Annotated in this window: 15 protein-coding genes; 9 read left to right on the top strand and 6 right to left on the bottom strand. The window is 65.9% G+C overall.

Features of this window, described 5'->3' with window-relative positions; genetic code table 11:
* Positions 1 to 78: 78 nt before the first annotated feature.
* Positions 79 to 1,311 carry a cytochrome P450 gene (locus tag A5658_RS00125; protein WP_067329307.1) on the top strand — a complete coding sequence of 411 codons (1,233 nt, stop codon included), beginning with the start codon at positions 79 to 81 and terminating at the stop codon, positions 1,309 to 1,311.
* Entirely contained in the window at positions 1,312 to 1,899 is a 588-nt protein-coding gene (locus A5658_RS00120; RefSeq protein ID WP_067329304.1) for a TetR/AcrR family transcriptional regulator, read from the top strand. It begins immediately after the preceding gene.
* Here the strand turns inward: A5658_RS00120 and A5658_RS00115 are convergent.
* Positions 1,880 to 3,016: an acyltransferase gene (locus tag A5658_RS00115; RefSeq protein WP_067329302.1), complete on the bottom strand. Its 1,137-nt coding sequence runs from the start codon at positions 3,014 to 3,016 to the stop codon at positions 1,880 to 1,882. The two genes, A5658_RS00120 and A5658_RS00115, sit on opposite strands and share 20 nt — an antisense overlap.
* Positions 3,013 to 4,719, bottom strand: coding sequence for a DEAD/DEAH box helicase (locus tag A5658_RS00110; RefSeq protein WP_067329299.1), 1,707 nt, complete (start codon positions 4,717 to 4,719; stop codon positions 3,013 to 3,015). Before A5658_RS00110 ends, A5658_RS00115 begins: the two co-directional genes overlap by 4 nt.
* 94 nt (positions 4,720 to 4,813) lie before the next feature.
* Here A5658_RS00110 and A5658_RS00105 point away from each other — a divergent pair, with 94 nt between their 5' ends.
* Complete coding sequence (locus A5658_RS00105; RefSeq protein WP_067329498.1) at positions 4,814 to 5,368, top strand: LppP/LprE family lipoprotein; 555 nt, start codon at positions 4,814 to 4,816, stop codon at positions 5,366 to 5,368.
* A 37-nt stretch (positions 5,369 to 5,405) separates the two neighbouring features.
* On the top strand, positions 5,406 to 8,822 hold the full coding sequence (locus tag A5658_RS00100) for a TM0106 family RecB-like putative nuclease (protein ID WP_067329296.1): 3,417 nt from the start codon (positions 5,406 to 5,408) through the stop codon (positions 8,820 to 8,822).
* Here A5658_RS00100 and A5658_RS00095 read toward each other — a convergent pair.
* Together A5658_RS00095 and A5658_RS28310 are read right to left on the bottom strand one after the other, a co-directional pair.
* A complete protein-coding gene (locus A5658_RS00095; RefSeq protein ID WP_082992837.1) occupies positions 8,819 to 10,762 on the bottom strand; it encodes an MFS transporter in 1,944 nt (647 codons plus the stop codon). The genes A5658_RS00100 and A5658_RS00095 overlap by 4 nt on opposite strands.
* Positions 10,759 to 11,307 carry a PadR family transcriptional regulator gene (locus tag A5658_RS28310; RefSeq protein WP_197502997.1) on the bottom strand — a complete coding sequence of 183 codons (549 nt, stop codon included), beginning with the start codon at positions 11,305 to 11,307 and terminating at the stop codon, positions 10,759 to 10,761. The genes A5658_RS00095 and A5658_RS28310 overlap by 4 nt, the downstream gene beginning before the upstream one ends.
* 224 nt (positions 11,308 to 11,531) lie before the next feature.
* On the opposite strand from A5658_RS28310, the gene A5658_RS00085 reads away from it, so the two are divergent.
* Both A5658_RS00085 and A5658_RS00080 read left to right on the top strand, forming a co-directional pair.
* Positions 11,532 to 12,281 (top strand): hypothetical protein, encoded by a 750-nt coding sequence (locus A5658_RS00085; RefSeq protein ID WP_067329291.1) that lies wholly within the window; start codon positions 11,532 to 11,534, stop codon positions 12,279 to 12,281.
* 233 nt (positions 12,282 to 12,514) lie between these two features.
* Positions 12,515 to 16,198: a multifunctional oxoglutarate decarboxylase/oxoglutarate dehydrogenase thiamine pyrophosphate-binding subunit/dihydrolipoyllysine-residue succinyltransferase subunit gene (locus A5658_RS00080; protein WP_067329289.1), complete on the top strand. Its 3,684-nt coding sequence runs from the start codon at positions 12,515 to 12,517 to the stop codon at positions 16,196 to 16,198.
* 50 nt (positions 16,199 to 16,248) lie between these two features.
* Here the strand turns inward: A5658_RS00080 and A5658_RS00075 are convergent, their stop codons facing one another.
* Both A5658_RS00075 and A5658_RS00070 read right to left on the bottom strand, forming a co-directional pair.
* Complete coding sequence (locus A5658_RS00075) at positions 16,249 to 19,179, bottom strand: RND family transporter (RefSeq protein WP_067329287.1); 2,931 nt, start codon at positions 19,177 to 19,179, stop codon at positions 16,249 to 16,251.
* Positions 19,176 to 19,613, bottom strand: coding sequence for an MmpS family transport accessory protein (locus A5658_RS00070; protein ID WP_067329285.1), 438 nt, complete (start codon positions 19,611 to 19,613; stop codon positions 19,176 to 19,178). The genes A5658_RS00075 and A5658_RS00070 overlap by 4 nt, the downstream gene beginning before the upstream one ends.
* Before the next feature lie 343 nt (positions 19,614 to 19,956).
* Between A5658_RS00070 and A5658_RS00065 the strand changes: the two genes are divergently transcribed.
* Genes A5658_RS00065 through A5658_RS00055 form a run of 3 tightly spaced genes read left to right on the top strand, consistent with a single transcriptional unit; the run spans position 19,957 to position 23,053 of the window.
* Entirely contained in the window at positions 19,957 to 20,796 is an 840-nt protein-coding gene (locus A5658_RS00065; RefSeq protein ID WP_067329283.1) for a phthiotriol/phenolphthiotriol dimycocerosates methyltransferase, read from the top strand.
* A 52-nt stretch (positions 20,797 to 20,848) separates the two neighbouring features.
* Positions 20,849 to 22,216, top strand: coding sequence for a cytochrome P450 (locus A5658_RS00060; protein WP_067329280.1), 1,368 nt, complete (start codon positions 20,849 to 20,851; stop codon positions 22,214 to 22,216).
* Between the two features lie 30 nt (positions 22,217 to 22,246).
* Positions 22,247 to 23,053, top strand: coding sequence for a phthiotriol/phenolphthiotriol dimycocerosates methyltransferase (locus tag A5658_RS00055; protein WP_067329277.1), 807 nt, complete (start codon positions 22,247 to 22,249; stop codon positions 23,051 to 23,053).
* Positions 23,054 to 23,060 lie beyond the last annotated feature (7 nt).

Below are 23,060 nucleotides of genomic sequence, written 5' to 3'. Positions count from 1 at the left end.
CGCTACAGCAGCACCGCCAGCCAGGTCACGCGCGCGAACACTGTTGACAGATGCCGCTATATGTCGTAATCATAAGACATGACTGCCACTTTGTCTCATACGCCGAGGTTCCAGCTGGCGACCGCGGAGACCTGGGCCAACCCGTGGCCGATGTACCGCGAGCTGCGCGATCACGACCCGGTGCACCACGTCGTGCCGCAGAGCAAACCCCACGACGACTACTACGTGCTGACCCGCCACGCCGACATCTGGGCCGCGGCCAAGGACCACGAAACCTTCTCCTCCGCCCAAGGCCTGACCGTCAACTACGGCGATCTGGAAATGATTGGGCTAGCCGACAATCCGCCGATGGTGATGCAGGATCCGCCAGTGCACACCGAGTTCCGCAAGCTGGTGGCCCGCGGGTTCACCCCGCGACAAGTCGAGGCCGTCGAGCCCAAGGTCCGCGAATTCGTCGTCGCGCGCCTCGAGCGGCTGCTCGCCAACGGCGGCGGCGACATCGTCGCCGAATTGTTCAAGCCGTTGCCGTCGATGGTCGTCGCGCATTACCTCGGCGTTCCCGAGGAAGACCGGGGCCAGTTCGACGGCTGGACGGACGCCATCGTGGCGGCCAACACCGCCGAGGGCGGCATCGCCTCATCGCTGCAAACCGCGGGCGAGGCCGTCGGGTCGATGATGGCCTACTTCACCGAGCTGATCGAAAGGCGCCGCACCGAGCCCGAAGACGACACCGTCTCGCACCTGGTCGCCGCGGGCGTCGGCGCTGACAACGACATCGCCGGCACGCTGTCGATCCTCGCGTTCGTCTTCACGATGATCACCGGCGGAAACGACACCACCACCGGAATGCTCGGCGGCGCAGTGCAATTGCTGCATCAGCGGCCCGACCAGCGACGTCTGCTCGCTGACAATCCCGACCTGATCCCCACTTCCGTCGACGAATTCCTGCGGCTCACCTCACCGGCACAGGCATTGGCGCGCACGGTAACCCGCGACGTCACCATCGGCGACACCACCGTGCCCGAAGGCCGTCGTGTCTTGCTGGTCTACGGCTCGGGCAACCGCGACGAGCGCCAATTCGGTTCGAGTGCAGGAGAGCTCGACGTCGAGCGCAAACCGCGCAACCTGCTGACCTTCAGCCACGGCGCTCACCACTGCCTGGGCGCGGCCGCCGCCCGCATGCAGTCGCGGGTCGCGCTGACCGAACTACTCACCCGCTGCCCCGATTTCGAGGTCGACGAGGCGGGCATCGTCTGGGCCGGCGGCAGCTATGTGCGTCGTCCGCTGTCGGTCCCGTTCCGGGTCGCGTAGATGCCGGCCAACGATTGGCTCGCCGAGCGGCGCACCGAGGTCGCCGCCGACCGCATTCTCGACGCCGCCGAGCAGCTGTTCACCCGCCACGATCCCGGCTCGGTCGGAATGAACGAAATCGCCAAGGCCGCAGGGTGTTCGCGCGCGACGCTGTACCGCTACTTCGAGAACCGTGAGGCGTTGCGCGCTGCCTACGTGGCCCGCGAAACCCATCGTCTGGCCGAGTCGATCGATGTCGACCACATCAAAGATCCTCAGCAACGCCTGGTCACTGGCATCGTCACGACGCTTCGCCTGGTTCGCGAAAGTCCAGCGCTGTCAGCCTGGTTCGCGACAAGCTCGGGCCCGCTCGGCGCCGAAATGGCCGAGCAGTCGGACGTCATTACCGGGCTGGCCACTGCGTTCGTCAGCTCGCTGGGCGACGACCATCCGGCGAACGTCGCGGGTCGAGGCCGTTGGCTGGTCCGCGCGATCACGTCGCTGCTGATCTTCCCCGGCCGCGACGAAGACGACGAGCGGGCGATGCTCACGGAGTTTGTCGCCCCGGTCGTGGTGCCCGCCGAACAGGTCAGCCGCGCACCCGGGTGAACCGGTGCAACAACCACGCCGGCGGAATCGTGATGGCCATCGTCGCTAGGAACAGCCCGCCCATCGAGCCTGTATAGACGTGGTCCTGCATGATGTAGACCATCGCGAATTCCATTGTCACCAAGTGGATCAAGAAGATCTCATAGGATATCTCGCCGAGCCACACCATCGGCCGGCTGGCCAACAACCGTGCGTATAGTCCCTCATTGTCGAGTGCCAACGGCGCAACCGCCAGCGCCGCGATCACCGCGTAGAACACCGCCTTGTACAGCGCCTGCGACATACCGAGCGGCGTGGTCGTCGGGTCGCCGGCCAGAGGCGTCGAGGCGATGAAATAGCAGATCGTCGCGAGCGGTAGCGCGACAAACCCGTAGCAGCGCACGCCCATCCGCTGCAGCACGGTCAGCGCCATTCCCGCGAGAAACCAGATCAGATAGGTGGGCAGCCACAGCCGGGCACCGTTGGGAATCGACGTGACGAGGTGAACCCCCACCAACCACGCCGGGGAGATCAGCGCCAACCCAGCGAGCCCGGCCAGCAACAACTTTGGACGCCATTGACGCCGGCACAGCACCACTAACAGCAGGTAGGCGAGCAGCGGAAGGATGACGTAGAACGACGCTTCCACCGCCAGGCTCCACATCTGGGTCAGACCCTGATGCAAATACCCGCGCATGTAGTTGAACGTGTAGATCTGCGTCAGCGTCAGGTTGCGCAACAGCCCTTCCCAGGTGTGGCCGTAATTCGGCCCGGCATGGCGAAAGTGGTAGATGACGTAGGCGGCGAGCACTGTCACGACGTAGGCCGGCATGATGCGCCGCACCCGGTGCCAGGCGTAGCGACGAACCGATGGCTCCGCCCCGCCCTTCGCAGCCGATTTCACCCACGGCCGAAACAGCAGGAAACCCGACAGCACAAAGAAAATCGGGACGCCAATCTCCATCCGCGAACACACCAGACCGTAATAGCCCTCGACGTATTTTCCGGTGGTGTAGGCCGCGTGCGTGCCCACCACCAGCAGGGCCGCGACGGCCCGAACACCGGTCAACGAGGCGACCCGGTCCGGCCCGGCTACCTGTTCGAGTCCGCCCTGGGCCGCGGTGTCGGCCTGGGTCATCCCTTGTGATCCCGCCGAGGTGCGCTACGACCGGCGCGGCGGTTCTTGTCAGGTGCGCGGTCCGGCTGCAAGTTGATCAGCTGACCGGAAATACGGGTCTTCTCAAGCTTTTTCAGCGTCTCGCGCGACAACTTGGCCGGCAATTCCACCAGGGAGAAATCCGGCTTGATCGTGATGTGGCCGAAGTCGCTGCGGTGCAAACCACCCTCGTTGGCGATGGCGCCGACAATGGCACCCGGCCCGATCTTGTGCCGCTTGCCGACCGCAATGCGGTAGGTGGCGAACCCCTTATTGCCGCCGTCGCCGAAGCTGCGTCCAGATTTGGCAGGCCGGTCCTGGTGTTCCCGCGACCGGCGCTCGGGCGGCGGCTCGGACATGAGGAAGTCTTCGCCGTCGCGGGATTGCAACGCCAGCGCCGCGGCGATGTCGGCCATCGGAACATCGTGCTCGCGTTCGTAATCCGCGACCAGACGTCGGAACAAGTCGAGCCCGGCGGAGCCGAGGCTGCTGGTGATGGAGTCGGCGAATTTCGCCACCCGCTGCGCGTTGACGTCGTCGACGCTGGGCAGGTGGGCTTCGGTGAGCTTCTGCCGCGTCGCCTTCTCAATTGACTTAAGCAAGTGGCGTTCTCGCGGCGACACAAACAGCAGCGCGTTGCCCGACCGTCCCGCCCGACCGGTCCGGCCGATGCGGTGCACGTAGGACTCGTTGTCGTGCGGGATGTCGTAGTTGACCACGTGCGAGATCCGCTCGACGTCCAGCCCTCGCGCGGCGACGTCGGTGGCGACCAGGATGTCGATGCCTTTGGCGCCGCCCTCTTTGAGGGCCGCGATCGTACGCTCACGCACGGCCTGTGGGATGTCGCCGTTGATGGCGGACGCGGAAAACCCTCGGGCGCGCAGCTTTTCGGCGACCTCTTCGGTGGCCTGCTTGGTGCGGACGAACACGATCATCGCCTCGAACGGCTCGACTTCGAGGACCCGGGTCAGCGCGTCCATCTTGCGCGGGCCGGAGACCTGGATGTAGCGCTGCGAAATGTTCTCGGCGGTCGCGGTTTTCGCTTCGACCTTGACCTCGATCGGGTCGTGCAGGTACTTGTTGCTGAGTTTGCGGATCGCCGGTGGCATCGTCGCGGAGAACAACGCGACCTGTTTGTATTCCGGTGTCTCGGCCAGGATTCGCTCGACTTCTTCGGCGAAACCCATCGTCAACATCTCGTCGGCCTCGTCGAGCACCAGGTAGTCGACGTGGGACAGATCCAAGGTCCCGCGCTCCAGGTGGTCGATTACCCGGCCCGGCGTACCGACCACCACCTGCGCGCCGCGCTTCAGCCCGGCCAGCTGTGTCGTGTAGGACGCCCCCCCGTAGATCGGCAGCACGTTGATCTGTGGCAGGTGCGTGCCGTACCGGCTGAACGCCTCGGCGACCTGCAGCGCCAGCTCCCGTGTCGGCGCCAGCACCAGCGCCTGGGTGGCCTTGCTGCCGGTGTCGATCTTCGACAGGATCGGAACCGCGAACGCCGCCGTCTTACCGGTCCCGGTCTGGGCCAGGCCGACCACATCCGAGCCCTCCATCAGGGCCGGAATCGTCGCCGCCTGGATCGCCGACGGCGACTCGTAGCCGACGTCGGCCAGCGCCTGCAGCACTGACGGGTGAATGTGCAGGTCGGCGAAGGTCACGGTGTCATCGTTCGGGGAGTCCATGTCGAGGGGAAGTTTAGTGCTTCGCTGCCGCTCGGCCACGCCTGCCACATCGACGGCGCTGGTCACGGTACGGTGCGGCGTTGTGTGGACACGAATGCGACTGAGCGGCGTCACCGCGGCGGCGCTACTCGCCGCGACGCTCAGCGGGTGCGGGTCAGGAGATTCGACCGTCGCAAAGACGCCGGAACCCACGACCCACTCGACCGCCGCGCCCCACCCGACGGCAGCACCGCCACCATCCGCAACCGCCGCCCCGACAAGTCCGGGCCCCGTCGACCCCTGTGCGGTCAACCTCGCCGATCCCGCGATCGCCCGTGGGGTGTCCGAGCTGCCGCAGGACCCGCGCAGCCACCAGCCGTGGAACCCCGAGCCGCTGGCCGGCAACTTCAACCAGTGCGCGCAGCTGTCCGCGGTCATCGTCAAGGCCAACACCAACGCCGAAAGCCCCAACACCCGCGCGGTGCTTTTCCATCTCGGCAAACTGATACCGCCGCAGGGCGTGCCCGACACCTACGGCTTCAACGGCCTGGACAACTCGCAGTGCACCGGTGACACCGTCGCGCTGAGCTACTCCGGCGGCATCGGCCTGCCCAGCATTGTGAAGTTCCGCTGGAACGGCAATGGCGTGGAGCTGATCCCCAACAACTGAGTCCGACCTGTCGGTCCGTCGGCCTACAGTGGCTCCTGTGTTCATGGCAGGCGACAGCGTCATCTACAGCGCGTCGGATCTCGCATCCGCGGCGCGCTGTGAATACGCCCTGCTGCGGGAATTCGACGCGAAACTCGGCTGGGGGCAACGCGTCCTCGTCACCGATGACTTGCTGGACCGCACCGCGACTCTCGGTGACGAGCACGAGCGGCGCCGGCTCGACCAACTGCGCGACGAACACGGCGGCGGCGTCGCGGTAATCGGCCGTCCTGTCCCCTTCACCGTCGACAACGTCACTGCGGCTGCCGCGCAGACTCGGCGCAAGATCGACGACGGCGCACCGGTGATCTATCAGGCCGCGATGTTCGACGGCCGCTTCGTCGGGTTCGCCGACTTTCTGGTGCTGCGCGACGGCAGGTATCAGGTGTCCGACACCAAGCTGGCCCGCTCGGCGAAAGTCACTGCGCTGCTTCAGATCGCCGCCTACGCCGACGCCTTGAGCCAGGGCGGCGTTCCGGTGCATCCGGAAGCCGAGTTGATACTCGGCAACGGCACCGCGGTCACCTATCAGGTCGACGAGTTGATCCCGGTGTACCGGGAGCAGCGCGCTCGACTGCAGCGCCTGCTCGACGAGCACTACGCCGGAGGCACCCCGGTCCGCTGGGACGACGAGGGCGTGCGCGCCTGCTTCCGATGCCCGGTCTGCGAAGAGCAGGTCCGTGCGAGCGATGACCTACTGCTGGTCGCGGGCCTGCGAGTCAGCCAACGCGCCAAGCTGATCGACGCAGGCATCCTCACGGTGGCCGACCTGGCCCGGCACACCGGACCGGTGGCGAACATGTCCGCCCGTTCGGTGGCCAACCTCGCCGCGCAGGCCACCCTGCAGATCCGCGAACGCGACACCGGCACACCACAATTCGAGGTCGCCGACTCGCAACCGCTGAGCCTGCTGCCCAACCCCGATGCCGGCGACCTGTTCTTCGACTTCGAGGGCGACCCGCTGTGGACCGCCGACGGCGTCGACTGGGGTCTGGAGTATCTGTTCGGCGTCCTCGAAGGCGGCACAGCGGGCGCCTTTCACCCGCTGTGGGCGCACGACCGCCCCGAGGAACGCAAGGCCCTGACCGACTTTCTCACGCTGGTGGCCAAGCGGCGCAAGCGGTTTCCCAACATGCACATCTACCACTACGCGGCGTATGAGAAGACGGCGTTGCTGCGGCTGGCCGGCCGCCACGGCGTAGGGGAAGACGAAGTCGACGACCTACTGCGCAGCGGGACACTGGTCGACCTGTATCCGATTGTGCGCAAGAGCATCCGGACCGGCAGTGAATCGCTCAGCCTCAAGGCGCTGGAGCCGCTCTACATGGGATCGCGGCTGCGGTCCGGCGACGTCACGACGGCCGCCGACTCGATCACCCAGTACGCGCGCTACAGCGAACTGCGCGCCAACGGCGACCTCGACGAGGCGGCGGCGGTGCTCAAGGAGATCGAGGGGTACAACCAGTACGACTGCCAGTCCACCCGCGCACTTCGCGACTGGCTGATCATCCAGGCCTTCGAAAGTGGCGTCACACCGATTGGCGCCCAACCGGTTTCAGACGGCGGTGCCATCGGGGCAGTCGACGACCTCGCGGCGACGCTCCAGTCCTTCAGCGGCGACCCGACAGACGGTGACCGCACCCCCGAACAGACGGCGGTCGCGCTGGTGTCGGCCGCGCGCGGCTTTCACCGACGCGAAGACAAGCCGTTCTGGTGGGCCCACTTCGATCGACTGAACTACCCTGTCGACGAATGGGCCGACGAGACAGACGTCTTCATCGTCAGCGAGGCGGAGGTCGAGGTCGACTGGAATCAGCCGCCCAGAGCCCGCAAGATGCAGCGGCGAGTTCGGTTGACCGGCGAGTTGGCCCGGGGTGCGCTCAACGCCGAGGTCTTCGCGCTCTACGAGCCGCCAGCTCCGGCCGGATTGACCGACGACCCTGACCGACGCGCCGCGGGCCGCGCCGAAGTCGTCGACTTCGACGATCCGACGGTGCCGACGTCAGTGGTGATCTGCGAGCGAACCCCCGCCGACGGCAACACTTTTCACAAACTGCCGTTCGCATTGACGCCGGGTGGGCCGGTCAACACCAAGCCGTTACGCGAGGCCGTCGAGTCGGCGGCGGCGGATCTGGCGGCCGCACTTCCGCAACTCCCCCGCACCGCGGTGCTCGACATCCTGTTGCGCCACCGGCCCCGGCCTCGCGGCGGCGGCGAGCTCCCCCGAAGCGGTGACACGATCGACGACATCACCGCCGCCCTGCTCGATCTGGATTCATCGTACGTCGCGGTACACGGTCCGCCCGGGACCGGCAAGACCTACACCGCGGCGCGGGTCATCACCCGGCTGGTCACCGACCACGGCTGGCGCATCGGCGTTGTCGCGCAATCACATGCCGTGGTGGAAAACCTGCTGCAGGGCACGATCAACGCCGGCATCGACCCTGCGCGCGTGGCCAAGAAGAAGGCCGACCGGGCCGACGTTGCGTGGCAGCAGATCAGCGAGAATGAGTACGCCGGATTCATCGGCGGCACACCGGGATGCGTGATCGGCGGCACCGCCTGGGACTTCGCCAACCCCGGCCGAGTCCCGCCGGGCAGCCTGGATCTGCTGGTGATCGACGAGGCCGGCCAGTTCTGCCTGGCCAACACCATCGCGGTGGCCGCATCGGCGGCCAACCTGCTGCTGCTCGGTGATCCGCAGCAGCTGCCCCAGGTCAGTCAGGGCACTCACCCCGAGCCGGTCGACGGGTCCGCGCTGGGCTGGCTGGTCGAGGGCCACCGCACGCTGCCCCCCGACCGCGGCTACTTTCTGGATCGCACGCATCGCATGCATCCCGCGGTGTGCGCTCCGGTGTCGGCGCTGGCCTACGAGGGCCGGTTGCAGCCCCACGCGGAAGTCACCGCCGCACGCCGGCTGGACGGGTATCCGCCCGGCGTTCACGTGCTTCGCGTTGCCCACGAAGGCAATTCGAGCGAGAGCCCGGAGGAAGCCGACACCATCGTCGAGCTGATCAACACGCTGGTCGGCTTGGACTGGACGACCGAGGACGGCACCCGGCCGTTGGCGTCGACCGACGTGTTGGTGCTGGCCCCGTACAACGCGCAGGTGGTGCTGTTGCGCAAACATCTGGCCGCCGCCGGGCTCGGCGACGTCCGGGTCGGGACCGTCGACAAGTTCCAGGGTGCCGAAGCACCCGTGGCCATCGTCTCGATGACGGCCTCGTCCGTCGACGACATCCCGCGTGGAATGCCGTTTCTGCTCAACCGCAATCGGCTGAATGTCGCGATCAGCCGGGCGCAATACGCAGCCGTGATCGTGCGAGCTGACGCGCTGACCGAATACCTGCCGTCGGCGCCGACGGGGCTGGTCGAACTCGGCGCGTTCCTGGCGTTGACGGCGCCTAAGACCTAGCGCCGCCTATCGGGTGGTTGACGGCGATAGCCGTTGCGCCGGTTGTCGTGGAAGCTCGAACCACCGTAGGTGTCGATGTCGTCGAAGAACGGTTCGTCGGGTTCGGCGCGTCGCTGGGGGCCTAACCGCAAGTCGTCGTCGACGCCAAAGCCGTTGTGGCCGTATCGGATTGGCTCGATTTCGGTGGTCGTGACCATGTCGTCGAGCTGGCTGCGCCACGACTCGGCCGGCGTGGGCCGGCGACGCTCCTCACGACGCGGCGGGGTGGGCGCGCGGGACGGCTGCGGCGGCGACAGAGTGTACTCGACGTAGTCGTCGTCATCGTCGAAGCCACCCCGGTAGCCGTCGAAGTCGTTCGCGAAACCCTCTGCGGCGCTTGGCCTTACCCGCACTCGCTTGGTCGGGGCATCGCCCGCCGCTGAAGCCGTCAACTCGTTGTCGTCCGCCGACCCGGTAGCCCCGACCAGGAACAGCGCCGCGCAAATCCCGAACAGCGCAACGAACGCCGGCAGCAGCATCGACTGAGACATCGCGTCGGCGAACGGGACATGCAGGAACTCCGGCAACTCCAGGCCCATTCCTGCGCCGCCCGGGGCTCCCGAGCCACCGTCGGGCATCGGGCCGAGCGCGGCGGTGATTCGCGACGTCATGAACGACGCCATGGCGGCGCTGCCCAACACGGCGCCCACCTGGCGCGTCGCGTTGAACACACCGGAACTGGCGCCGGCGAACCGCTGGGGCAGGTTGCGGGTTGCTGTCGCGGTGACCGGCGCCCAGATGAACGCCATCGCGACGCCCAGTGCGAGGAACGGCAGCACCAGCTGCCAGATCGGCGTCGACGGCGTCATCACGATGGACAGCCAGGTGAGGCCGATCGCGAGAGCCGAGAAGCCGAACCCGATCACCGGCCGCGGATGCGCCCTGTCGACCAGCTTGCCGGCGATCGGCGCGAGCACCCCGCTGGTGATCGCCATCGGCGCGGTCAACAGCGCGGAACGGGTCGGCGACAATCCGCACACCGCCTGCGCATAGAACATCAGCGGCAGGATCATCCCGGTCGCGGCGAAGGCGATCACCACCGCGGCGGCGTTGCACAGGCTGAAGTCGCGGTCGCGGAAGATGTCCAGCGGGATCAGCGGCTCGAAATGGCTGATCGACTGCCAGTAGACGAATGCCGTCATGAACCCGACGCCGGCGACCAGCACCGCCCAGATCCAGGGCGCCCAGCTGTGCGACTGCCCTTCCTGCAGCGAGAACACGATCAGGAACATCCCGAACCCGGACAGCGTCACCCCGACCAGGTCGAAGCGGTGCTTGCGGGTGGGCAGATCGGGAATCAGCCAGAACGCCAGCCCCAGGCCGATCACCCCGATCGGGACGTTGACGAAGAAGATCCACGCCCAGCCCATCGAGTCGACCAGCACGCCGCCGGCCAACGGTCCGACCAGTGTCGCGACGCCCGCGGTCGCACCCCACACGCTCATCGCCACCCCGCGGCGCTCGGCGGGGAAGATCCGGGTGATCAACGTCAACGTCTGGGGACTCATCAGCGCGGCACCGATGCCCTGCGCCACCCGCGCGGTGATCAGCATCCCGATCGTGCCCGACAGCCCACACCACAACGAGGCGCCGGAGAAGACCGCCAGACCGATCAGGTACAGGTTCTTCGGGCCGAATTGGTCACCGAGTCGCCCGGACACCAGCAGCGGGACCGCGTACGCCAGCAGATAGGCGCTGGTCACCCAGATCACCGTGTCGTAGCTCGTCCCGAGCTTGACCATGATGCTGGGATTGGCGACGGCGACGATCGTCGAATCGAGCAGGATCATGAAGAAGCCGACCATCATCGCCCACAGCGCGTTCCAGGGATTCACGTCGCCGGCGCGCTTGCCCGCCGCCAGGCCACCGCCCGGTCGCCGGCGAGCAGTCGCCGTGGTCATATCTCCACCTCGTTCGGTCGTTGCCGCCGTGCAAAGCCGTGCAGCCAGGACAGCTCGGCCTGCGTGGTCGCCAGCAAGTAGTCGAATGCCACCAGATACCCGGCGGGCGCGACGCTGGCGTCACGCAGCGCCATGAGCTCGGCAACCCGAGCCTCCAGCGCCCCAACACGGTCGTCTACCGCATTCGCGGCGACATCTAAACCCACGGTATCGATCTCGGCGAGTGCGACGGCGAACTGCGGAAACTCGTGCGCCGGCACGGCGATCAGTTCGCCCACCCGGTCGGCCAGCGCCTCGACTCCCGAGTCGGTGATCTCGTAGACGGCCCGTTCGGGGCGCTTACCGTCGCGCACGGTCCCGGCCCGGCGGATCAGCTTCTCATCGGTCAGCCGGTCCACGACGTGGTACAGCGACCCGGGCCGCACTTTCACGATGCGATCGGCGTGCCGTGCGACCAGGGTCTGGAACATCTCGTAACCGTGCATCGGACGGGCTTTGAGCAGCGCCAACACCGCGATACCCAACGAGGTCAGCTGGTAGGCCATCGACTGTCCGTTTTGCTTGGCGGGCCCGCCCCGACTCATCGTCGGGCGGGGGCGTGGACCCGCGTCGTCATCGCACATGTGTCCAACCCGGATTATTCCTAATGGACCATTTGTGTGCACGCCCGGCCCCACGTTTGCCGGCGCCGGCGCTAGCCTGAAGGCACGTACCACCTCATCAGGAACCGCCCGCACAGGAGCCGGGCAATCCACTACCGGAGGCATCCATGAGCGCCCGACGATCATCGGCCGACTCTCTGCCCGCGACTCCCGAGGGGAAGCCCAAACGGTCCGCGCGGGCATTAGCCAGCGTCATCGAACGCAGCTCACGCATCCAGGGACCTGCCGCGGCAGCCTACGTCGACCGGCTGCGCCGCGCGGATCCCGACGCCGGCCCGGCTGCAGTCGTCACGAAACTGGAGAAGCGCTACCTGGCCGCCGTGACGGCCAGCGGCGCGGCAGTGGGCTCGGCTGCAGTGCTGCCGGGGCTGGGCACACTGTCTGCGCTGTCCGCCGCCGCCGGCGAGACCGCGGTGTTTCTGGAGGCGACGGCGTTCTTCGCGCTGGCAATCGCGTCGGTGTACGGGGTTTCCACGGATGAGCGGGAGCGACGGCGCGCACTGGTGCTGTCGGTGTTGGTCGGCGACGACAGCAAGCAGGCGATGACCGAACTGATCGGTGGCGGCCGCACCAGCGGGGCGTGGCTGTCCGAAGGCGTCGCATCGTTGCCGATGCCGGCGCTGTCCCAGCTGAATTCGCGACTGCTCAAGCGCGCGGTGCGGCGATTCACGCTGCGGCGCAGCGCGCTGCTGTTCGGCAAGCTCCTACCGGTCGGCATCGGCGCCCTGATCGGTGCGATCGGCAACCGGCTGGCGGGCAAGAAGATCGTGCGCAACGCCCGCAACGCCTTCGGGACGCCGCCGGCGAAGTGGCCGGTGAACCTGCACCTGTTGCCGACGATTTCCGACGCCGGCTGACCGCGCCGTAACGGCGGACCGATCCGGCACGAAGTCACATGGCGGATCGCCAGCTTAGGGTTAGCCTTTATGAGGCGGGCTGTCGGAGCCGCAGGTCCGGCGACGATGCGGGCGGTCCGCGGAGGAGCCGGACAATCAGGGCGTCCGGCGACGACGCGGGCGGTCCCGCGGAGGAGCCGGACAATCAGGGCAAGTGACGCGCATTGACAGAGGAATCGAGGCGAGCAGCTGCTGTGAGCAGTACGAGTTCACCATTCGGCCAGAACGAATGGCTGGTCGAGGAGATGTACCGCAAGTTCCGCGACGACCCCTCCTCGGTCGACCCGAGCTGGCATGAGTTTTTGGTCGACTACAACCCCGAGTCGACGGGCGAAACCCCCGCTCAGGTGAAGCCGGCTCCCACTCCACCGCCCGCAGTGACTCCCCCGCAGGCTGCACCCGTGCCCGCCGCCTCCGGCAACGGCGCACCCAGCACCCCGCAGCCGGCGGCCCAAGCGCCGGCACCCAAGCCCGCGGGTCCCCCGCCTGCCGAAGGCGACGAGGTCCAAGTGTTGCGCGGCGCTGCGGCGGCCGTCGTCAAGAACATGTCGCAGTCACTTGACCTCCCGACGGCGACCAGCGTTCGGGCCATCCCCGCCAAGCTGATGATCGACAACCGCGTCGTGATCAACAACCAGCTCAAACGCACACGCGGCGGCAAGATCTCGTTCACCCACATCCTGGGCTACGCGCTGGTGCAGGCGCTCAAGAGCTTTCCGAACATGAACCGGCACTTCGCCGAGATCGACGGCAAGCCGAACGCGGTCACGCCCGCACACATCAACCTCGGCCTCGCCATCGACTTGCAGGGCAAGGACGGCAAGCGGGCCCTGGTGGTCGCCGGCATCAAGCGCTGCGAGGAGATGAGCTTCGGGCAGTTCGTCGCCGCCTACGAGGACATCGTGCGGCGCGCCCGCGACGGCAAGCTGACCGCCGAAGACTTTGCCGGCGTGACGATTTCGCTGACCAACCCCGGCACCATCGGCACCGTGCACTCGGTGCCACGGCTGATGGCCGGCCAGGGTGCGATCATCGGCGTGGGGGCCATGGAGTATCCCGCCGAGTTCCAGGGCGCCAGCGCGGAGCGCATCGCCGAGCTGGGGATCGGCAAGCTGATCACCCTTACCTCGACCTACGACCACCGCATCATCCAGGGCGCGGAGTCAGGTGATTTCCTGCGCACCATCCACGAGCTGATCCTCGCCGACGACTTCTGGGACGACCTGTTCCGCGAGATGGGCGTGCCATACCTGCCGATCCGGTGGAGCACCGACAACCCGGACTCGATCGTCGACAAGAACGCCCGCGTGATGGAGTTGATCGCGGCGTACCGCAACCGCGGTCACCTGATGGCCGACATCGATCCACTTCGGTTGGACAACACCAGATTCCGCAGCCACCCCGACCTCGAGGTGGTCACCCACGGGCTCACCCTGTGGGATCTCGACCGGGTGTTCAAGGTCAACGGGTTCGGCGGCTGGGAATACCGCAAGCTGCGCGACATCCTGGGCCTGCTGCGCGACGCCTACTGCCGCCACATCGGCGTCGAGTACACGCATATCCTCGACCCCGAGCAGCTGGCCTGGCTGGAAGAGCGGGTCGAGACCAAGCATGTCAAACCGACGGTGGCGCAGCAGAAGTACATTCTGAGCAAGCTCAACGCTGCCGAGGCATTCGAGACGTTCCTGCAGACGAAATACGTTGGCCAGAAGCGGTTCTCGCTCGAGGGCGCCGAGAGCACCATTCCGCTGATGGACGCGGCGATCGACCAGTGCGCCGAGCACGGGCTCGACGAGGTGGTCATCGGCATGCCGCACCGCGGCCGGCTCAACGTGCTCGCCAACATCGTCGGCAAGCCGTACTCGCAGATCTTCAGCGAGTTCGAAGGCAACCTCAACCCCGCTCAGGCGCACGGGTCCGGTGACGTCAAGTATCACCTCGGCGCCACCGGGGTGTACCTGCAGATGTTCGGCGACAACGACATTCAGGTCTCACTGACAGCGAATCCGTCACACCTCGAGGCCGTCGACCCCGTGTTGGAGGGTCTGGTCCGCGCCAAACAGGACCTGTTGGACAAGGGCGAGGGCGAGCGAGGCAACTCGGTCGTGCCGATGATGCTGCACGGTGACGCCGCGTTCGCCGGCCAGGGCGTGGTCGCCGAGACGCTGAACCTGGCCAAGCTGCCCGGCTACCGGGTCGGCGGCACCATCCACATCATCGTCAACAACCAGATCGGCTTCACCACCGCGCCGGAGTACTCGCGCTCCAGCGAATACTGCACCGACGTCGCGAAAATGATTGGCGCGCCGATCTTCCACGTCAACGGCGACGACCCGGAAGCCTGCGTGTGGGTGGCGCGACTGGCCGTCGACTTCCGCCAGAAGTTCAAGAAGGACGTCATCATCGACATGCTGTGCTACCGCCGCCGCGGGCACAACGAGGGCGACGACCCGTCGATGACGAACCCGTACATGTACGACGTCGTCGACGTCAAACGCGGTGTGCGCAAGACCTACACCGAAGCGCTGATCGGTCGTGGCGACATCTCGATGAAAGAGGCCGAGGACGCACTACGCGATTACCAGGGCCAACTGGAACGGGTCTTCAACGACGTCCGCGAACTGGAGAAGCACGGCGTGCAGGCCAGCATGTCCGTGGAGTCGAACCAGATGCTCGCCGCCGGTCTGGACACCGCGGTGGACAAGGCACTGCTGGCCCGCATCGGTGACGCATTCCTGGCTCTCCCAGAGGGATTCGCGGCCCACCCACGCGTCACACCGGTGCTGGAGAAGCGCCGCGAGATGGCCTACGAAGGCAAGATCGACTGGGCCTTCGGTGAACTGCTGGCGCTGGGTTCACTGGTGGCCGAGGGCAAGCTGGTCCGGCTGTCCGGCCAGGACACCCGCCGCGGCACGTTCTCTCAGCGGCATTCGGTGATCATCGACCGCGAGACCGGCGCGGAGTTCACCCCGCTACAGCTACTGACGGTCGACAAGGACGGCAACCCGACCGGCGGCAAGTTCATGGTGTTCGACTCGCCGCTGTCGGAATACGCCGCCGTCGGCTTCGAATACGGCTACACCGTCGGCAACCCGGACGCATTGGTGTTGTGGGAGGGCCAGTTCGGTGACTTCGTCAACGGGGCGCAGTCGATCATCGACGAGTTCATCAGCTCCGGTGAAGCCAAGTGGGGCCAGCTGTCCAGCGTCGTGCTGTTGCTGCCGCACGGGCATGAAGGGCAGGGCCCAGACCACACGTCCGGCCGCATCGAGCGCTTCCTACAGTTGTGGGCGGAAGGCTCGATGACGATCGCGGTGCCGTCGACGCCGGCCAACTACTTCCACCTGCTGCGCCGCCACGCGCTCGACGGCGTACAGCGTCCGCTGATCGTGTTCACCCCGAAGTCGATGCTGCGCAACAAGGCCGCGGTCAGCGACATCAAGGAGTTCACCGAAGACCGATTCCACTCGGTGCTCGAGGAGCCCACCTATTCCGAGGGCATCGGCGATCGCGGCAAGGCGACGCGAATGTTGTTGACCAGCGGCAAGATCTACTACGAGCTGGCGGCCCGCAAGGCCAAGGACAGCCGGGACGACATCGCGATCGTGCGCATCGAGCAGCTGGCGCCGCTGCCGTTCCACCGGCTTGAGGAGACGTTGGACCGGTATCCGAACATCGACCAGTACTTCTGGGTTCAGGAGGAGCCGGCCAACCAGGGCGCCTGGCCGCGGTTCGGTTTGGAACTGCCCGAGCTGTTCCCCGACAAACTTGTTGGCATCAAACGGATCTCACGTCGCGCGATGTCGGCACCGTCGTCGGGCTCGTCGAAGGTGCACGCCGTCGAGCAGCAGGAGATCATCGACCAGGCGTTCCGCTGAGCTGCTGAGTGGCCCAACGGGGCGCGCGAAAGCCGCTCAGCCGCAGAGGGTTAGCGGCGCAGCAAATGCTCGTACATCCGCGTCGTCGCCAACGGCGCGGTGACGTCGGCCTCGGCGGGTTGCCGCGGTGTCGGTGCCGGCGGGGGCGCCACGGGCCGCCGCCGCGGCGGACGCGACGCGACGTTCATCGGCCACCAGAACCAGCGCCCGAGCATCGCCGCGATGGACGGCATCAGGAACGACCGCACCACCAGCGTGTCGAACAACAGGCCCAGACCGATGGTCGTGCCCACCTGACCGACCGCGCGGTTGTCGCTGACCATCATCGACGCCATCGTGAACGCGAACACCAGGCCCGCGGCCGTCACGACCCGACCGGTGCCGCCCATGGCCCGGATGATGCCGGTCTTGAGCCCGGCGCCGATCTCCTCCTTGAACCGCGCGACCAGCAACAGGTTGTAGTCGGAGCCGACGGCCAACAGGATGATCACCGACATCACCATCACGAGCCAATGCAGCTTGACGCCAAGGATGTACTGCCACAACAGCACTGACATCCCGAACGACGCGCCCAGCGACAACGCGACCGTGCCCACGATCACCAGCGCGGCCACCAGGCTGCGCGTGATGAGCAGCATGATGATGAAGATCATGCACAGCGACGAGATGCCCGCGATCATGAAGTCGTAGTTCGAGGCTTCCCGCAGATCTTTGAAAGTCGCTGCGGTGCCGGAGATGTAGACCTTCGAGTCCTCCAGCGCGGTGCCCTTGAGCGACTCGTAGGCAGCCGTCTTGATGACGTCGATGCGTGACATGCCTTCGTTCGTCGCGGGATCACCCTTGTGCGAGATGATGAATCGCGCCGCCTTGCCGTCCGGCGACAGGAACAGCTTCTCGACCCGCTGGAAGTCCGGGTTGGCAAACACCTCGTGCGGCAGGTAGAACGAGTCGCCGGTCTTCGCGGCGTCGAAGTCCTTGCCCATCGCGGTCGCGTCGTCGCTGAGTTCGTTTGCCTGGTCGAACATTCCGGACGCGGTGCTGTGCAGGGTCAGCACCATGGTACGCAGGCTGCGCATGGTTTCGATCTGCGCCGGCAGAAGCGCGACCAGTTGCGGCACCACCGCGTCGACGCTATCCACGTCCTTGGTGAGCTCCTCCAGCTTCTGGCTGAGTTTGTCCACCCCGTCGGTGGCGTTGTAGGCCGACCGGATGCCCCAGCACAGCGGGATGTTGAAGCAGTGCTGCTCTGCGTAGAAGTAGCTACGCAGCGGACGGAACGTGTCGTCGAAGTTCGCGATGTCGTCGCGCACCTCGTTGGTAATGGCCAACGTGTCTTTGGTGACGCCGGCGATGTGGTGCGTGGTGCCGACCATCTGGTTCATCAGAACGTTGACTTTCTCCAACGCCTTGATGGTGCCGCCCAGTTGATCGGCCAGCTTGGACATGTCGTCGAGACGACCCTTGGCGACCTGCAGGTTCTGCAATTGCCCGGCGTTCTGCATGCTCAGCAGGAACGGGATCGAGGTGTGCTCGAGCGGGGTTCCCTGCGGCCGGGTGACGCTCTGCACCCGGGCAATTCCCTCGACGCCGAAGATTCTCTTGGCCAGCCGATCCAGCACTAGGAAGTCCGCAGAGTTGCGCATGTCGTGGTCGGACTCGACCATCAGGACTTCGGGCATCATCCGTGCCTGGGAGAAATGCCGTTCCGCGGCGGCCATTCCGACGTTGCCCGGAGTGTTCTTCGGAAGGTAGTCACGGTCGATGTAGCTCACCTTGTAGCCCGGCAACGCCAGCAGGCCGACCATGGCCACCGCGCACGTCGCCGCGAAAATCGGTGCGGGCCAACGCACTACCGCGGTACCCACACGCCGCCAGCCGCGCACGCTATGGAGCCGTTTTGGCTCCAGCAGACCGAATCGGCTGCCGACCGCGATGACCGCGGGGATCAGGGTGAGCGCGACGGCAACGGCGACCAGCATGCCGATCGCGCACGGCGCACCCACCGTCTGGAAGACCGGCAGCCGGGCGAAGCTGAGGCAATACGTCGCGCCTGCGATGGTCAGGCCGGACGCCAGAACCACATGGGCGACGCCGCGATAGGCGGTGAGATACGCCGTCTTGCGATCCTCACCGTCGTGGCGTGCCTCGTGATAGCGCCCGATGAAGAAGATGCCGTAGTCGGTTCCCGCCGCGATCGCCAGCGATACCAACATATTGGTGGCGAACGTCGACAGCTTGATGACGTCGTGCATGGCGAGGAACGCGACAATGCCTCGGGCAGCGGCTAATTCGACGCCGACCATGGCCAGCAGAAGGCCCACCGTGATGAACGATCTATAGACGAACAGCAGCATCACGAAGATCACCGCGACCGTGGTGATCATGATTTTCACGATCGTCTTGTCACCGCTGGTGAGACCGTCGGCGGCAACCGGGGCCGACCCGGTGAGGTAGGCCTTCACCCCCTTGGGCGCGGGAACGCTGTCGATGATTTTCCGGACGTCGGCGACAGAACTATTGGCCGACGTTTCGCCTTGATTTCCAACGAGATTCAGCTGAACGTAGGCAGCCTTGCCGTCGGGGCTCTGCGCGCCCGCAGCGGTCAGCGGATCACCCCAGAAGTCCTGGATGTGCTGGACGTCCTTCGGGTCGGCCTTCAGCCGGCCGATGATGTCCTGGTAGTAGCGGTGCGCGTCGTCGCCGAGCTGATTGTCGCCCTCGATGACGATCATCGCCATGGCGTCGGAATCCGATTCCCTGAACACCTTTCCGATGCGCGCCGCCGCGCGGACCGACGGCGCGTCCTTGGTGCCAAGCGACACGGCATGGTCGCGCGCGACCTGTTCCAGCGGGGGAATCGCAAGCGTCACGATCGCCGAGATCGCCACCCAGCCAAGGATGATGGGCACCGACAACTGGCGAACCAATCGCGCCACGAATGTCCCCGCGGCGTGCTCATGCCGGAGGTGATGGCTCGTCATGCGCTTTTGACCCGGCAGTACGTGAACGCGTTCACTTCGTTCGAGATCCTCTCGGCCTTGACGTGCCCGTCCACCACGATCCGGCAGCCAATGCTGTTGCTGTCACCCTGAGCCACAACGTTGCCCACGACGGCTGGGCTGTTCGTCGTGATCTTGATGGTCCACGGCAATCGTGCACTATCGACGCGCTGCGGGTCAGAGTTCACATCAAAATAGCTGATGTCCGCCACCGTACCTACGGGACCGAAGACCTCATATACGACCGATTTCCGGGCAAGTTGTCCGATGTCGGCGACTTCGGATTTTCCATACGGCGAATGCTTGTCAGAATCGGGAACGGCACGGACGCGCCACACCGTGAACCCTGCGCCGGCGACGACCGCCAACACCACCAGCGGTATCCATGCACGCCTGAGCACACCAGCGAACGCCATCTCTTGCCCGTCCCGAACGCCCGTGGCGCTTCGATACGTAAGCGACCAGTGGGACGAGTAAACCATGCTTCCCACACAATGTGTCAGGGGGTTTTCCCATGCATTATCTAAGAATTCAATCCGCTCGCGAAAGGCATTCTACCTGCGGATATACCGCGCAATATCGTTATTTCACCGGCAATCTATTTTGCGGCGCAGCCAAACGCATCCCGAAGCCAATTCGCTCTTATCGTGACGCATTCCGGCCACGCCAGTTGCGATAGCCGACGTGTACGTCTCGACGAGTAAACGCCGCTGCCAGCCACGTTGTCCGGCGCCGTCGCGCGTCTGTCATACTTCCGCGATGGCCACCGCGAACCGCCTGACCCGTCGCCCACTAGTTCATCGGCTCGTGATAAACCCCTTCGTCTTTCGTTTGATATTCACGTCATTCGCCACCACCCGGTTCGCCTCGCAAACGAAGCTGCTCGGTGGCGATGACTGGTTGTTCTTCAACTACGGATACGAAGAAGACCCACCGATGGGCATCCCGTTGGACGAGGCCGACGAACCGCACCGCTACTTCATCCAGCTGTATCACCGCACCGCGACCCAGGTCGACCTGGCCGGCAAGAAGGTGCTCGAATGCAGCTGCGGCCACGGCGGTGGGGCCTCATATCTGGTGCGCACTCAGCACCCGGCCTCCTACACCGGACTGGACCTGAACCCGGCCGGCATCGAGTTCGCCAAGAACCGGCACCACCTGGACAACCTGGATTTCGTCGAGGGCAACGCCCAGGAGCTGCCGTTCGCCGACGAGTCGTTCGACGCGCTGGTCAATGTCGAGGCCTCTCACCTGTACCCCGATGTCCCGAAGTTCCTCAGCGAGGTGAAGCGCGTGCTGAAGCCGGGCGGACATTTCCTCTACACCGACTTCCGTCCGCGCTCGGAGGTCGCCGAGTGGGAGTCGGACTTGGCGAACTCAGGGCTGCGGCAGATCTCCATGTCGGTCATCGACCAGAACGTGTTGCGCGGCAACGAGAAGAACACCCCGCGCAAGCAGGAACGGATCAGCCAGCACCACGGCTCGGCGGTCAGCCGCACCTTCGCGCGCTACGCCAGCGACATAACCGACTGGGCCTTCAACGGCGCGCTGCGCGGCAGCGAGTACACCTACCGCGTGTATCTGTTCACCAAGGACTGATCACGCGCCGGTACGGTGAAATGTGCTGGTAGATAAGTAGGAGGGGGGCGACATGGCAACGGCCACCACGGATCCGGTGCGGCTGCCGCCCACGCTGCGGCTGCCCAAGCTGGTCACCAGCGTGCTTTTCTTGACGTCGCTGCAGTACTCTGTGGCGCCCTGGCTGAGCCGGCATTACGGCGGCCCGTTCACGATCAACCTGCCTCTTTTCGGGAAGACGATCGTCATCCACGACCGCGACATCGTCAAAGAGGTCTACAGCACCAGCTTCGATCTGATCGAGCGGCCGACCAAAGTGCTCGGGCAGGCGTTCGGCCCCGGCTCGACGTTCAGCCTGCTCGGCAAGGAGCACTCGGAGCGCCGAAAGCTGGTGCTGCCCAACTTCTCTGGCAAGAAGGTGAAGAATTACGAACAACTCGTCGAAGACGAGGTGCTGCGCGAAACCGCGAACTGGCCGGAGGGCCAAGAGTTCGAGACCCTCGAATCGATGACCCGGCTGACGCTCAACGCGATCATGCGCGCCACGTTCGGCGAACGGGCCGACGCCCTGGACGAGCTCAAGGCCGTCATCCCATCGTTGATCACGCTGGGCTCCCTGATGCAGCGGATGCCCCCGGTCGTGCGGCGCGAGTACGGCTCCTGGAGCCCCGGCAGCAAGCTGGCCGGTTACCGTCGACGGTTCGACGCGGTGATCGACGAACTCCTCGCCGAGGCTCGCGTGGATCCGTCGCTGGCCGATCGCACCGACATGCTCGCGCTGCTGATGCAGGCCCGTTACGAGGATGGCTCGCCGATCTCAGACCGCCACATTGCCGACGAGCTGCTTACCCTGGTCGCCGCCGGTCACGAGACCACCGCGTCCCAATTGGCATGGGCCATCGAGCGGTTGCGCCGCAACCCCGACGTGATGACGCGCCTGACCGAGGAAGTCGACGCCGGCGGGTCCGAACTGCGGGCGGCCACGATCTACGAAATCCAGCGCGTCCGGCCCACCATCGCCGCGTCATTGCGGACCACCAAGACCCGGGTGAGGGTCGGCGAGTGGGTACTTCCTCCCGACACCGCCGTGATGATCGACTTCCAGCTTGCCCACGAGTCGGACGTCAACTACGACGACCCGGAGGCGTTCAACCCGGACCGGTTCCTCGGCGGCCCGCCGCCGTCGTTCCGTTGGGTGCCGTTCGGCGGCGGTATAAACCGTTGCGTGGGTGCGGCTTTCGCGCACATGGAGATGGACATCACGCTGCGCACGTTGTTCCGTGAATTCCGCTTCACGCCTACCGACGCACCCGACGAGGGCCGCAACTTCCGCGGGGTGGCGATCGCGCCGGGCAAGGGCGCACGCGCGGTCGTCTACCGTCGCCACCACGCTACGGCGAAAGATCGCGACTCGGTCTCGGCCGCCGACCGCAGCAGCTGACACGAACGCTTGCCTGGCATACTTCCCGGCATGCCTACGACTAAGGAACGCGTCACCGACATCGGCTACCGGGGCTACAAGGCCTTCATGAACAAGGTCTGGTACCCGTTCCTGACCCGTCGGCTCAACACCGAGGACGTCACCTTCCTCAACTACGGCTATGAGGGTGACCCGCCGCTGAACCTTCCGCTCGACGAGAACGACGCGGCCAACCGGTACTCGATCAACCTGTACAACCAGGTCGCCTCGCAGATCGACCTGGCCGGCAAGAAGGTGCTCGAGTGCAGCTGCGGCCACGGCGGTGGCGGGTCGTACATCATGCGCACGTTCTCCCCCGCCGAGTACATCGGGCTGGACTACAACCCGGACGGCGTCGCCTACTGCAACGCACACCACAAGCTGCCCGGCCTGAGCTTCGTGCACGGCAACGCCGAGGATCTGCCGTTCCCGGACAACAGTTTTGACGCGATCGTGAATGTCGAAGCCTCGCATGCCTATCCGAACCTGGAGAAGTTCCTGTCGGAGGTCACCCGGGTCCTGAAGCCGGGCGGCAGCCTGCTCTACGCCGACTTCCGCGGCCGCGCCGAATTCCCGGTCTGGGAGGGTGCTCTCGACGCGATGCCGCTGCGTCAGGTGTCCATGCGCGTGATCAACGACGGGGTGATCCGCTCACTGGACGCCAGCGCCCAGCACAAGCTCGACCTGATCAGCGCGCAGCTGCCGAAGTGGTTCCGGCCGTTCGGCCGTCACTTCGCCGGCGTGCCGGGCACCGGGATCTACAACGTCATCGAGAGCGGTGACGCGGAATACCGCATCTACCAATTCATCAAGGATTGAGCGCCGC

The sequence above is a fragment of the Mycobacterium sp. 1245111.1 genome, from assembly GCF_001673405.1.
Lineage (GTDB): Bacteria > Actinomycetota > Actinomycetes > Mycobacteriales > Mycobacteriaceae > Mycobacterium.
This window is presented reverse-complemented; position numbering and strand designations above follow the sequence as displayed.

Bases quoted from the DNA above. Each gene is read 5' to 3' on its own strand.
- A5658_RS00125 (WP_067329307.1), top strand. From the start codon at position 79: ATGACTGCCACTTTGTCTCATACGCCGAGGTTCCAGCTGGCGACCGCG.
- A5658_RS00120 (WP_067329304.1), top strand. From the start codon at position 1,312: ATGCCGGCCAACGATTGGCTCGCCGAGCGGCGCACCGAGGTCGCCGCC.
- A5658_RS00115 (WP_067329302.1), bottom strand. From the start codon at position 3,016: ATGACCCAGGCCGACACCGCGGCCCAGGGCGGACTCGAACAGGTAGCC.
- A5658_RS00110 (WP_067329299.1), bottom strand. From the start codon at position 4,719: ATGGACTCCCCGAACGATGACACCGTGACCTTCGCCGACCTGCACATT.
- A5658_RS00105 (WP_067329498.1), top strand. From the start codon at position 4,814: ATGCGACTGAGCGGCGTCACCGCGGCGGCGCTACTCGCCGCGACGCTC.
- A5658_RS00095 (WP_082992837.1), bottom strand. From the start codon at position 10,762: ATGACCACGGCGACTGCTCGCCGGCGACCGGGCGGTGGCCTGGCGGCG.
- A5658_RS28310 (WP_197502997.1), bottom strand. From the start codon at position 11,307: ATGGCCTACCAGCTGACCTCGTTGGGTATCGCGGTGTTGGCGCTGCTC.
- A5658_RS00085 (WP_067329291.1), top strand. From the start codon at position 11,532: ATGAGCGCCCGACGATCATCGGCCGACTCTCTGCCCGCGACTCCCGAG.
- A5658_RS00075 (WP_067329287.1), bottom strand. From the start codon at position 19,179: ATGACGAGCCATCACCTCCGGCATGAGCACGCCGCGGGGACATTCGTG.
- A5658_RS00070 (WP_067329285.1), bottom strand. From the start codon at position 19,613: ATGGCGTTCGCTGGTGTGCTCAGGCGTGCATGGATACCGCTGGTGGTG.
- A5658_RS00065 (WP_067329283.1), top strand. From the start codon at position 19,957: ATGGCCACCGCGAACCGCCTGACCCGTCGCCCACTAGTTCATCGGCTC.
- A5658_RS00060 (WP_067329280.1), top strand. From the start codon at position 20,849: ATGGCAACGGCCACCACGGATCCGGTGCGGCTGCCGCCCACGCTGCGG.
- A5658_RS00055 (WP_067329277.1), top strand. From the start codon at position 22,247: ATGCCTACGACTAAGGAACGCGTCACCGACATCGGCTACCGGGGCTAC.